The following is a 9,485-nucleotide window of genomic DNA, read 5'->3' as shown; positions in this document are numbered from 1 at the left end:
GCAAAAACAGTAAGGTTTGTTAAACTTTATGACATTGGCTTAGGCAAGGAGATAAGTATGAGTTTAATCAAAGAGTTTCGCGATTTCGCGATGCGCGGTAATGTGATGGATCTCGCCGTCGGTGTTATCATCGGTGCGGCCTTCGGGAAAATCGTTTCATCGCTGGTCGCCAACATCATTATGCCACCATTGGGCTTGCTGATCGGTGGTGTCGACTTTAAATCATTCCAGTGGGTACTTAAGCCCGCAGTTGGTGATGCGCCAGCCGTTGTAATGCAATACGGTATCTTCCTTCAGACCATCTTCGATTTCGTCATCATCGCTTTCGCAATCTTCATGGCGATCAAGTTAATGAACCGTCTGTATAAGAAAAAGGAAGTTGAAAAGCCCGTTGCGAAACCAACGAACGAAGAATTACTGCTGACTGAAATCCGCGATCTGCTTAAACAGCAAAACACGCGGGTATAGTTGATAAGCCGCCGCACAGGCGGTTTTTTTAACCGTAAAAGCAGAAGGGCAGTGATAAGACGCTTTCTTATCACTGCCCTCCCATCCCGTCCCCTTGCCATGTTTCTCTTTTCGCTTAAAACTGCCTTTACCTTTTTGCTTCTGCTCAATACGTTGCCGAAATAGCGGGTCGTGTAAGAGGGCCTGAATCGCGTTGTCGCGAATTTGCCCTTTGGTGTGCTGATATTTACTCATGACGCCTCCTGTTTATAAGGTCTGATACTTTATTCTTTTGCAGCAAAATAACAATATCCTTATTTGCTCAAAGCCTCTCCCCGCTCCAGTGCCTCAAGAATTGAGCACGAAACGCTAGTGTGGCTGTCTCCACAACAGGCATCCGAGAGATGTCGCAGAGAACGCTGCATCGTTTCTAATTCTGCGATCATTTGAGCAACTTCATACAGCCGTTTTTCAACGATCGCTTTTGATTCCTGACAGGTGTGATGCACAGGATCGACCCGGATCGAGAGCAGCTCTCTGATGGCTTCAAGGCTAAAGCCGAGTTTGCGCCCGTAGCGAATAAATTTCAGACGCTGAAGATCACTCTCGCTATAAAGTCGAAAACCGCCTTCTGTCCGACCATCATGATCCATCATCTGTTGTTTTTCATAGAAGCGAATCGTGTCTGGCGTGACATCTGCAAGCTTAGCTAGCTGGCCAATGCGAAACATTTACTTCTCCTCACGGAAATGATGCTGGATGGCTGTGGAATAACGGCCATGAAGAAAATCGGTACTCATACCTGCCTGACGTAATCTTAGCTCCAGAACCTGCAGCCGATGACAATGATCCTGATAGCGATGATCCTCTGGATCGAGCTGACAAATAAGATCGTTAACTTCCATGGCTTCGCGTCTTAACTCAAGTTCAGGCGGCAGAAATCCTGAATTTTTGAGCAACCGGTAACCTGCTCTTAATTCGGGCGGAACATGGCTGTCATCATCCAGCTGCAGTGGCTTACCTGAGCCAGGAAGATTACTCAGCTCGCCTTTTTCTAACGCTGCTTTGATATGCTGTTCAGCAAGTTCATCAACCAGCCACATAGTTAGCTCCTTTGAACATAAAAGACTACGTTCTAAGGTAATAAATTGCAGGCAATAAAAAACCCGCCGAAGCGGGTTTTTTACGTTGCTACAGATTACTCTGCAGCTGCTTCTGCTTGAGCTTCTGGACGATCAACGAGCTCGATGTAAGCCATCGGAGCGTTGTCACCAGCACGGAAGCCACACTTCAGAATACGAGTGTAACCACCGGCACGGCTCGCGAAACGCGGGCCTAACTCATTAAACAGTTTTGCCACGATCTCGTTATCACGAGTACGGGCGAATGCCAGACGACGATTAGCTACGCTGTCGGTCTTGGCAAGAGTAATCAGCGGCTCAACTACGCGACGCAGTTCTTTGGCTTTCGGCAGAGTCGTTTTGATGATCTCATGACGAACCAGAGAACCGGCCATGTTGCGGAACATAGCCTGACGATGGCTGCTGTTGCGGTTCAGTTGACGACCACTCTTACGATGGCGCATGACCTTATCCTTCTCAGTGAAACCTTAACCTGTGATCTGATTATTCATCAGCAATGCTTGCTGGCGGCCAGTTCTCAAGGCGCATGCCCAGAGAAAGACCACGCGAAGCCAGCACATCTTTAATCTCGGTAAGAGATTTTTTACCAAGGTTAGGCGTTTTAAGCAGCTCAACCTCGGTACGCTGTACCAGATCACCGATGTAGTGGATAGCTTCTGCCTTAAGGCAGTTAGCAGAGCGGACAGTCAATTCCAGATCGTCAACAGGGCGCAGCAGGATCGGATCGAATTCTGGTTTCTCTTCTTTAACTTCCGGCTGACGTACATCACGTAAGTCAACGAAAGCTTCAAGTTGTTCAGCCAGAATGGTTGCCGCACGACGAATCGCCTCTTCAGGATCGATTGTGCCGTTGGTTTCCATTTCGATGACCAGCTTGTCCAGGTCGGTGCGCTGCTCTACACGCGCTGCTTCAACATTGTAGGCGATACGGTCTACAGGGCTGTAGCAAGCGTCAACTAACAGGCGGCCGATTGGGCGCTCATCTTCTTCCGAATGAATTCGGGCAGAAGCCGGCACATAGCCACGTCCACGCTGAACTTTGATACGCATGCTGATAGCAGCGTTCTCATCGGTCAGATGGCAAATGACATGCTGAGGCTTGACGATTTCGACATCACCATCATGGGTAATGTCGGCTGCAGTCACAGGGCCAATGCCAGATTTATTCAGGGTCAGAATAACTTCATCTTTACCCTGAACTCTTACCGCCAGCCCTTTCAGGTTGAGCAGGATTTCCAGGATATCTTCCTGTACGCCCTCTTTGGTGCTGTACTCATGAAGTACACCATCAATTTCAACCTCGGTCACCGCGCAACCCGGCATGGATGAAAGCAGAATACGGCGCAGTGCGTTACCAAGAGTATGGCCAAAGCCACGCTCTAAAGGCTCAAGGGTCACCTTGGCGTGCGTCGAACTCACTTGCTCGATATCTACCAGGCGCGGTTTTAGAAACTCTGTCACAGAACCCTGCATTGTGTCCTCTCTTTGGTACTAAGCCTTACTTGGAGTAAAGCTCGACGATCAGGTGTTCGTTAATGTCCGCAGACAGATCAGTACGTTCAGGAATACGCTTGAACACACCTTCCATCTTAGTCGCATCAACTTCCAGCCAGGTTGGCTTTTCACGCTGCTCAGCCAGCTCCAGAGCGGCCTTCACGCGAGATTGCTTTTTGGCTTTCTCACGGATGCTAACGACATCATTCGGAGATACCTGATAAGAAGCGATGTTAACAACGCGGCCATTTACCAGAACAGACTTATGGCTCACCAGCTGACGTGCTTCTGCACGAGTGGCACCAAAGCCCATACGATAAACTACGTTGTCCAGACGACCTTCCAGCAGAGCCAACAGGTTTTCACCGGTGTTGCCTTTCAGACGAGCTGCTTCTTTATAATAGTTACGGAACTGACGCTCCAGCACGCCGTAGATACGACGAACTTTCTGCTTTTCACGTAACTGACCGCCGTAATCAGACAGACGCGGTTTACGCGCACCATGCTGACCAGGGGCTTGTTCAATCTTACACTTGGAATCAATCGCGCGAACGCCAGACTTAAGGAATAAGTCAGTGCCCTCACGACGGCTCAGCTTGAGCTTAGGACCCAAATATCTTGCCATTTTCTTTCTCCAACTATCCTAAAAAAACGGGCGTTATACGCGACGTTTTTTCGGCGGACGACAACCGTTATGAGGGATCGGAGTCACATCAGTAATATTAGTGATGCGGAAACCAGCGGCGTTCAAAGCACGAATCGTAGATTCGCGTCCTGGACCCGGACCCTTTACCATAACTTCCAGGTTCTTAATTCCGTAATCTTTTACCGCTTCTGCACAGCGCTCTGCAGCGACCTGAGCAGCAAACGGAGTGGATTTACGTGAACCGCGGAAACCGGAACCACCGGCGGTTGCCCAACCCAGTGCGTTACCCTGACGATCAGTAATGGTAACGATGGTGTTGTTAAAAGAAGCATGGACATGAGCCACGCCATCTGAGACTTGTTTTCTTACACGCTTGCGTGCACGAACTGGTGCCTTTGCCATTATTTACTCACCCCGATTATTTCTTGATCGGTTTACGCGGACCCTTACGGGTACGTGCGTTGGTCTTAGTACGCTGACCGCGAACCGGAAGACCACGACGATGGCGCAAACCACGGTAGCAACCAAGGTCCATAAGACGCTTGATGCTCAGGGTGATTTCACGGCGCAGATCACCTTCTACAACGAATTTCGCAACTGCATCACGCAGCTGATCAATTTGTTCTTCAGACAGCTCACTGATCTTAACATTTTCAGCAATACCCGTTGAAGCGCAGATGGCTTTTGAACGGGTTTTACCGATACCGAAGATCGAAGTTAATGCGATAACGGTATGTTTTTGATCAGGAATGTTAATGCCTGCTATACGGGCCACTATGCACTCCTATAATTAAACAAGCACGTCCCATGCTGAAAAGCCCGTTTTCAGGATACTCAAATGGAAACGCACTGACATACAAAAGATTGGCTGGCTAATCTAGCCAGCTCAACCCGACTTTGCAAGAAAAATATGTGACAAAATCAGCCTTGGCGCTGTTTATGCTTAGGCTCGGCGCTACAAATCACACGGACGACACCGTCGCGACGAATGATTTTGCAGTTACGACATAATTTCTTGACGGAAGCACGAACTTTCATTTTTACTCTCCGTAACTTCTCAACCAACTGAATTAACGGCCGTAGCCTTTCAGGTTAGCTTTCTTCAGTGCCGACTCGTACTGACTTGACATCATCAGAGTTTGCACTTGAGCCATAAAGTCCATGATGACGACAACTACGATAAGCAGTGACGTACCGCCAAAGTAGAAGGGAACCTTCATCGCATCACGCATGAACTCCGGGATAAGGCAGATAAACGTAATGTACAGGGCGCCGATTAAGGTCAGTCGCGTCATTACTTTATCAATATACTTCGCCGTTTGCTCTCCCGGACGAATTCCCGGTACGAATGCACCAGACTTCTTCAGGTTATCTGCTGTTTCACGTGGGTTGAAAACCAACGCCGTATAGAAGAAACAGAAGAAGATGATTGCAGTCGCATAGAGTAGCACATAAAGCGGCTGTCCTGGCTGCAAATACAGCGAAATTGTTGTCAGCCAGTTCCAACCGGTACCGCCCCCAAACCACGATGCAATCGTTGCCGGGAACAGAATAATGCTGGAAGCGAAGATAGCTGGAATAACACCCGCCATGTTCACTTTCAACGGTAAATGTGTGCTCTGTGCAGCGTAAACGCGACGACCCTGCTGACGTTTTGCGTAGTTCACCACAATGCGGCGTTGACCACGTTCAACGAAGATAACAAAGAAGGTCACTGCGAATACGAGTACTGCAACCAACAGCAACAGAAGGAAGTGCAGGTCGCCTTGCCGCGCTTGCTCGATGGTATGGCCAATGGCCGGCGGGAGACCCGCAACAATACCTGCGAAGATAATGATCGAAATACCGTTACCGATACCACGTTCAGTAATCTGTTCGCCCAGCCACATCAGGAACATCGTTCCCGAGACCAGACTCACAACAGCGGTAAAGTAGAAAGCAAAGCCTGGATTCATTACCAGGCCTTGCATCCCTGGCATATTCGGCAGACCGGTAGCAATACCGATCGACTGGAATATGGCCAATACCAACGTACCGTATCGGGTGTACTGGCTAATCTTACGACGGCCAGCCTCCCCTTCTTTCTTAATTTCCGCTAACGCTGGGTGAACCACCGTTAATAACTGGATAATAATCGATGCCGAAATATACGGCATGATGCCCAGTGCGAAAATAGAAGCACGGCTGAGAGCACCACCAGAGAACATGTTAAACATTTCAATGATGGTGCCACGCTGTTGCTCAAGCAGTTTGGCAAGTACAGTGGCATCAATACCAGGGATTGGAATAAAAGAGCCAATACGGAAGACAATGAGTGCGCCGATTACAAACAGCAGTCTGCGTTTCAGCTCACCAAAGCCACCTTTGGCACTTTGAAAATCTAATCCCGGTTGTTTAGCCATCTGCTACTTATTCCTCGATTTTACCGCCAGCAGCTTCGATTGCAGCACGTGCACCTTTGGTGACACGCAGACCGCGAACCGTTACCGGTGTAGAAACTTCACCAGACAGAATTACTTTAACGAATTCAATCTGAACACCGACAATGTTGGCTGCTTTCAGCGCGTTCAGGTCGACGATACCGCCTTCAACTTTCGCCAGATCAGACAGACGAATCTCTGTGGTGATCATTGCTTTGCGAGAGGTGAAACCGAACTTCGGCAGACGACGGTACAGAGGCATCTGACCACCTTCGAAACCGCGACGTACGCCACCGCCAGAACGTGAGTTCTGACCTTTGTGACCACGACCACCGGTTTTTCCGAGGCCAGAACCGATACCACGACCCAGACGCTTGGTAGCGTGCTTAGACCCTTCGGCCGGAGACAGAGTATTTAAACGCATCTCTTACTCCTCCACTTTAACCATATAGGAAACCGCGTTGACCATACCGCGTACTGCTGGCGTGTCTTCACGCTCAACGGTGTGGCCAATACGACGCAGACCCAGGCCAACCAGAGTGGCTTTATGCTTAGGCAAGCGGCCGATTGAACTACGGGTTTGAGTGATTTTAATAGTCTTAGCCATCGTGATTACCCCAGAATTTCTTCAACGGATTTACCACGCTTAGCAGCGACCATTTCCGGAGATTTCATATTGCCCAGGCCATCGATAGTTGCACGAACCACGTTAATCGGGTTTGTAGAACCATACGCTTTTGCCAGTACGTTATGAACTCCAGCGACTTCCAGAACGGCGCGCATTGCACCACCGGCAATAATACCGGTACCTTCTGAAGCCGGCTGCATGAACACGCGGGAACCCGTGTGTGCACCTTTAACTGGGTGCTGCAGGGTGCCGTTGGTCAGCGCGACGTTAACCATGTTGCGACGGGCTTTCTCCATCGCTTTCTGGATCGCTGCTGGAACTTCACGCGCTTTACCGTAACCAAAACCTACGCGACCATTACCATCGCCTACCACAGTCAGTGCTGTGAAGGAGAAGATACGACCACCTTTAACAGTTTTAGAAACACGGTTTACCGCGATCAGTTTTTCCTGCAGTTCGCCAGCTTGTTTCTCGATGTGTGCCATCTTAGACCTCTACCTTAGAACTGAAGGCCAGCTTCACGGGCAGCATCTGCCAGTGCCTGGACGCGACCATGATATTGGAAACCGGAACGGTCGAAAGAAACACCAGTGATGCCTTTTTCGATTGCGCGTTCTGCGATAGCTTTACCTACTGCAGCTGCGGCTTCTTTATTACCGGTATACTTCAGTTGTTCAGTGATAGCTTTTTCTACAGTAGAAGCAGCGACCAGAACTTCGGAACCGTTCGGGGCGATTACCTGTGCGTAAATATGACGCGGGGTACGATGTACCACCAGGCGAGTAGCACCCAGCTCTTTGAGCTTGCGACGTGCACGGGTCGCACGACGGATACGAGCAGATTTCTTATCCATAGTGTTACCTTACTTCTTCTTAGCCTCTTTGGTACGCACGACTTCGTCGGCGTAACGGACACCCTTGCCTTTATAAGGCTCAGGACGACGGTAGGCGCGCAGGTCCGCTGCAACCTGACCAATCAGCTGTTTATCAGCGCCTTTCAGCACGATCTCAGTCTGAGTTGGACATTCTGCAGTGATACCCGCGGGCAGCTGGTGATCGACTGGATGAGAAAAGCCCAGAGACAGGTTGACCACGTCGCCTTTAACGGCTGCACGATAACCTACACCAACCAGCTGCAGCTTCTTAGTGAAGCCTTCGGTAACACCGATAACCATTGCGTTCAGCAGCGCGCGAGAAGTACCCGCCTGCGCCCAGCCGTCAACGAAACCTTCGCGCGGAGCGAAAGTCAGAGCGTTGTCAGCATGCTTAACTTCAACAGCATCATTGATAGTACGAGTCAGCTCGCCGTTTTTACCTTTAATCGAAATTACCTGACCGTTGAGTTTTACCTCTACGCCGGCAGGAACAACGACAGGTGCTTTAGCAACACGAGACATATGTATCCTCCGATTACGCTACGTAGCAGATAATTTCGCCACCAAGACCTGCCTGGCGCGCTGCACGATCAGTCATGACACCTTTAGATGTAGAAACTACAGCGATGCCCATACCGGCCATTACCTTTGGCAGCTCATCTTTTTTCTTATAGATGCGCAGACCAGGACGGCTTACTCGCTGAATGCTTTCTACAACAGCTTTGCCCTGGAAATACTTGAGAGTAAGTTCCAGTTCCAGCTTGATGTCGCCTTCGATTTTGAAATCTTCAATATATCCTTCTTCCTTCAGAACGTTGGCAATTGCCAATTTCAGCTTGGAGGAAGGCATGGTGACCGCAACTTTGTTTGCGGCCTGACCGTTACGGATACGGGTCAGCATATCCGCGATCGGATCTTGCATGCTCATCTGTGTTACTCCCGTGATTCAATTGGTGACAATTACCAGCTAGCCTTTTTCAGGCCCGGGATTTCACCGCGCATGGCGGCTTCGCGGACCTTGATACGGCTCAACCCAAACTTCCGCAGGAAACCGTGCGGACGACCTGTTTGACGGCAGCGGTTACGCTGACGCGAAGGGCTGGAATCACGCGGCAGACTCTGCAGCTTCAGAACAGCATCCCAACGATCTTCGTCGGAAGCGTTCACATCAGAGATGATCGCTTTCAGTTCAGCGCGTTTAGCGAAGAATTTGTCTGCTAATTTTGCACGCTTAACTTCGCGTGCTTTCATAGATTGCTTAGCCATTAAGTAACCCTACCTTACTTACGGAACGGGAAGTCAAAGGCAGCCAGCAGAGCACGGCCTTCATCATCAGATTTCGCAGTAGTGGTAATGGTGATATCCAAACCACGAACGCGATCGACTTTGTCGTAGTCGATTTCTGGGAAGATGATCTGTTCACGTACACCCATGCTGTAGTTGCCACGACCATCGAATGACTTAGCGGACAAGCCACGGAAGTCACGGATACGTGGAACAGCAATGGTGACCAGACGCTCAAAGAACTCCCACATGCGCTCGCCACGCAGAGTTACTTTACAGCCGATCGGATAGCCCTGACGGATTTTGAAGCCTGCAACTGATTTGCGTGCTTTGGTGACCAGCGGTTTTTGACCGGAGATTGCTGCCAGGTCAGCTGCTGCGTTATCCAGCAGTTTCTTGTCAGCGATCGCTTCACCAACACCCATGTTCAGGGTGATCTTCTCGACCCGAGGGACTTGCATGACAGAATTGTAGCCAAACTCTGTCATGAGTTTCTGGACTACTTCGTCTTTGTAGTAATCATGCAGTTTCGCCATCGTACTACTCCAAA

The 9,485-nt window shown here is 49.7% G+C and carries 19 protein-coding genes; 1 reads left to right on the top strand and 18 read right to left on the bottom strand.

Features of this window, described 5'->3' with window-relative positions; translation table 11 throughout:
- Positions 1–57: 57 nt before the first annotated feature.
- Entirely contained in the window at positions 58–468 is a 411-nt protein-coding gene (gene mscL, locus EE896_RS02275; protein ID WP_003852356.1) for a large-conductance mechanosensitive channel protein MscL, read from the top strand.
- Here mscL and EE896_RS02270 read toward each other — a convergent pair.
- The 18 genes from EE896_RS02270 to rplE form a co-directional block, all read right to left on the bottom strand.
- On the bottom strand, positions 415–702 hold the full coding sequence (locus EE896_RS02270; RefSeq protein WP_008927129.1) for an alternative ribosome-rescue factor A: 288 nt from the start codon (positions 700–702) through the stop codon (positions 415–417). The two genes, mscL and EE896_RS02270, sit on opposite strands and share 54 nt — an antisense overlap.
- Before the next feature lie 59 nt (positions 703–761).
- The gene (gene zntR, locus EE896_RS02265; protein ID WP_003852359.1) at positions 762–1,178 is read right to left on the bottom strand and encodes a Zn(2+)-responsive transcriptional regulator; all 417 of its coding nucleotides are present in this window, start codon (positions 1,176–1,178) and stop codon (positions 762–764) included.
- Positions 1,179–1,550, bottom strand: a complete 372-nt coding sequence (locus EE896_RS02260; RefSeq protein WP_008927130.1) for a DnaJ family domain-containing protein — start codon at positions 1,548–1,550, stop codon at positions 1,179–1,181. It abuts the gene before it with no gap.
- A 95-nt stretch (positions 1,551–1,645) separates the two neighbouring features.
- The gene (gene rplQ / locus EE896_RS02255) at positions 1,646–2,032 is read right to left on the bottom strand and encodes a 50S ribosomal protein L17 (protein ID WP_003850180.1); all 387 of its coding nucleotides are present in this window, start codon (positions 2,030–2,032) and stop codon (positions 1,646–1,648) included.
- Positions 2,033–2,072: 40 nt separating this feature from the next.
- Positions 2,073–3,062: a DNA-directed RNA polymerase subunit alpha gene (locus tag EE896_RS02250; protein ID WP_003850179.1), complete on the bottom strand. Its 990-nt coding sequence runs from the start codon at positions 3,060–3,062 to the stop codon at positions 2,073–2,075.
- A gap of 25 nt (positions 3,063–3,087) precedes the next feature.
- Complete coding sequence (rpsD, locus tag EE896_RS02245) at positions 3,088–3,708, bottom strand: 30S ribosomal protein S4 (protein WP_008927131.1); 621 nt, start codon at positions 3,706–3,708, stop codon at positions 3,088–3,090.
- 33 nt (positions 3,709–3,741) lie between these two features.
- Positions 3,742–4,131 carry a 30S ribosomal protein S11 gene (rpsK, locus tag EE896_RS02240; RefSeq protein WP_004160563.1) on the bottom strand — a complete coding sequence of 130 codons (390 nt, stop codon included), beginning with the start codon at positions 4,129–4,131 and terminating at the stop codon, positions 3,742–3,744.
- Positions 4,132–4,147: 16 nt separating this feature from the next.
- The gene (gene rpsM / locus EE896_RS02235) at positions 4,148–4,504 is read right to left on the bottom strand and encodes a 30S ribosomal protein S13 (protein ID WP_003850176.1); all 357 of its coding nucleotides are present in this window, start codon (positions 4,502–4,504) and stop codon (positions 4,148–4,150) included.
- A 146-nt stretch (positions 4,505–4,650) separates the two neighbouring features.
- Positions 4,651–4,767 (bottom strand): 50S ribosomal protein L36, encoded by a 117-nt coding sequence (rpmJ, locus tag EE896_RS02230; protein ID WP_004160566.1) that lies wholly within the window; start codon positions 4,765–4,767, stop codon positions 4,651–4,653.
- Between the two features lie 32 nt (positions 4,768–4,799).
- A complete protein-coding gene (gene secY / locus EE896_RS02225) occupies positions 4,800–6,131 on the bottom strand; it encodes a preprotein translocase subunit SecY (RefSeq protein WP_003850175.1) in 1,332 nt (443 codons plus the stop codon).
- A 7-nt stretch (positions 6,132–6,138) separates the two neighbouring features.
- Positions 6,139–6,573, bottom strand: a complete 435-nt coding sequence (rplO, locus tag EE896_RS02220; protein ID WP_003850168.1) for a 50S ribosomal protein L15 — start codon at positions 6,571–6,573, stop codon at positions 6,139–6,141.
- Between the two features lie 3 nt (positions 6,574–6,576).
- On the bottom strand, positions 6,577–6,756 hold the full coding sequence (gene rpmD, locus EE896_RS02215) for a 50S ribosomal protein L30 (protein WP_003850166.1): 180 nt from the start codon (positions 6,754–6,756) through the stop codon (positions 6,577–6,579).
- A 5-nt stretch (positions 6,757–6,761) separates the two neighbouring features.
- Positions 6,762–7,262 carry a 30S ribosomal protein S5 gene (gene rpsE / locus EE896_RS02210; protein WP_003850164.1) on the bottom strand — a complete coding sequence of 167 codons (501 nt, stop codon included), beginning with the start codon at positions 7,260–7,262 and terminating at the stop codon, positions 6,762–6,764.
- A gap of 14 nt (positions 7,263–7,276) precedes the next feature.
- A complete protein-coding gene (rplR, locus tag EE896_RS02205; protein WP_003850163.1) occupies positions 7,277–7,630 on the bottom strand; it encodes a 50S ribosomal protein L18 in 354 nt (117 codons plus the stop codon).
- Between the two features lie 9 nt (positions 7,631–7,639).
- Entirely contained in the window at positions 7,640–8,173 is a 534-nt protein-coding gene (rplF, locus tag EE896_RS02200) for a 50S ribosomal protein L6 (RefSeq protein ID WP_003850161.1), read from the bottom strand.
- Between the two features lie 13 nt (positions 8,174–8,186).
- Positions 8,187–8,579 carry a 30S ribosomal protein S8 gene (rpsH, locus tag EE896_RS02195; protein WP_003850158.1) on the bottom strand — a complete coding sequence of 131 codons (393 nt, stop codon included), beginning with the start codon at positions 8,577–8,579 and terminating at the stop codon, positions 8,187–8,189.
- 32 nt (positions 8,580–8,611) lie between these two features.
- The gene (gene rpsN, locus EE896_RS02190; protein WP_008927132.1) at positions 8,612–8,917 is read right to left on the bottom strand and encodes a 30S ribosomal protein S14; all 306 of its coding nucleotides are present in this window, start codon (positions 8,915–8,917) and stop codon (positions 8,612–8,614) included.
- Positions 8,918–8,931: 14 nt separating this feature from the next.
- Positions 8,932–9,471: a 50S ribosomal protein L5 gene (gene rplE / locus EE896_RS02185; protein ID WP_003850155.1), complete on the bottom strand. Its 540-nt coding sequence runs from the start codon at positions 9,469–9,471 to the stop codon at positions 8,932–8,934.
- Between the last annotated feature and the right edge of the window lie 14 nt (positions 9,472–9,485).

It is taken from the genome of Pantoea eucalypti (genome assembly GCF_009646115.1).
GTDB lineage: Bacteria > Pseudomonadota > Gammaproteobacteria > Enterobacterales > Enterobacteriaceae > Pantoea > Pantoea eucalypti.
This window is presented reverse-complemented; position numbering and strand designations above follow the sequence as displayed.

What these genes read in the sequence shown, in the direction of transcription:
- rpsD (WP_008927131.1), bottom strand. Translation starts at nt 3,708, where the DNA reads ATGGCAAGATATTTGGGTCCTAAGCTCAAGCTGAGCCGTCGTGAGGGC.
- rpsE (WP_003850164.1), bottom strand. Translation starts at nt 7,262, where the DNA reads ATGGCACACATCGAGAAACAAGCTGGCGAACTGCAGGAAAAACTGATC.
- rpsN (WP_008927132.1), bottom strand. Translation starts at nt 8,917, where the DNA reads ATGGCTAAGCAATCTATGAAAGCACGCGAAGTTAAGCGTGCAAAATTA.
- rpmD (WP_003850166.1), bottom strand. Translation starts at nt 6,756, where the DNA reads ATGGCTAAGACTATTAAAATCACTCAAACCCGTAGTTCAATCGGCCGC.
- rplR (WP_003850163.1), bottom strand. Translation starts at nt 7,630, where the DNA reads ATGGATAAGAAATCTGCTCGTATCCGTCGTGCGACCCGTGCACGTCGC.
- rpmJ (WP_004160566.1), bottom strand. Translation starts at nt 4,767, where the DNA reads ATGAAAGTTCGTGCTTCCGTCAAGAAATTATGTCGTAACTGCAAAATC.
- rplE (WP_003850155.1), bottom strand. Translation starts at nt 9,471, where the DNA reads ATGGCGAAACTGCATGATTACTACAAAGACGAAGTAGTCCAGAAACTC.
- mscL (WP_003852356.1), top strand. Translation starts at nt 58, where the DNA reads ATGAGTTTAATCAAAGAGTTTCGCGATTTCGCGATGCGCGGTAATGTG.
- EE896_RS02260 (WP_008927130.1), bottom strand. Translation starts at nt 1,550, where the DNA reads ATGTGGCTGGTTGATGAACTTGCTGAACAGCATATCAAAGCAGCGTTA.
- zntR (WP_003852359.1), bottom strand. Translation starts at nt 1,178, where the DNA reads ATGTTTCGCATTGGCCAGCTAGCTAAGCTTGCAGATGTCACGCCAGAC.
- rpsK (WP_004160563.1), bottom strand. Translation starts at nt 4,131, where the DNA reads ATGGCAAAGGCACCAGTTCGTGCACGCAAGCGTGTAAGAAAACAAGTC.
- rplF (WP_003850161.1), bottom strand. Translation starts at nt 8,173, where the DNA reads ATGTCTCGTGTTGCTAAAGCACCTGTCGTTGTTCCTGCCGGCGTAGAG.
- secY (WP_003850175.1), bottom strand. Translation starts at nt 6,131, where the DNA reads ATGGCTAAACAACCGGGATTAGATTTTCAAAGTGCCAAAGGTGGCTTT.
- rplO (WP_003850168.1), bottom strand. Translation starts at nt 6,573, where the DNA reads ATGCGTTTAAATACTCTGTCTCCGGCCGAAGGGTCTAAGCACGCTACC.
- EE896_RS02270 (WP_008927129.1), bottom strand. Translation starts at nt 702, where the DNA reads ATGAGTAAATATCAGCACACCAAAGGGCAAATTCGCGACAACGCGATT.
- rplQ (WP_003850180.1), bottom strand. Translation starts at nt 2,032, where the DNA reads ATGCGCCATCGTAAGAGTGGTCGTCAACTGAACCGCAACAGCAGCCAT.
- EE896_RS02250 (WP_003850179.1), bottom strand. Translation starts at nt 3,062, where the DNA reads ATGCAGGGTTCTGTGACAGAGTTTCTAAAACCGCGCCTGGTAGATATC.
- rpsH (WP_003850158.1), bottom strand. Translation starts at nt 8,579, where the DNA reads ATGAGCATGCAAGATCCGATCGCGGATATGCTGACCCGTATCCGTAAC.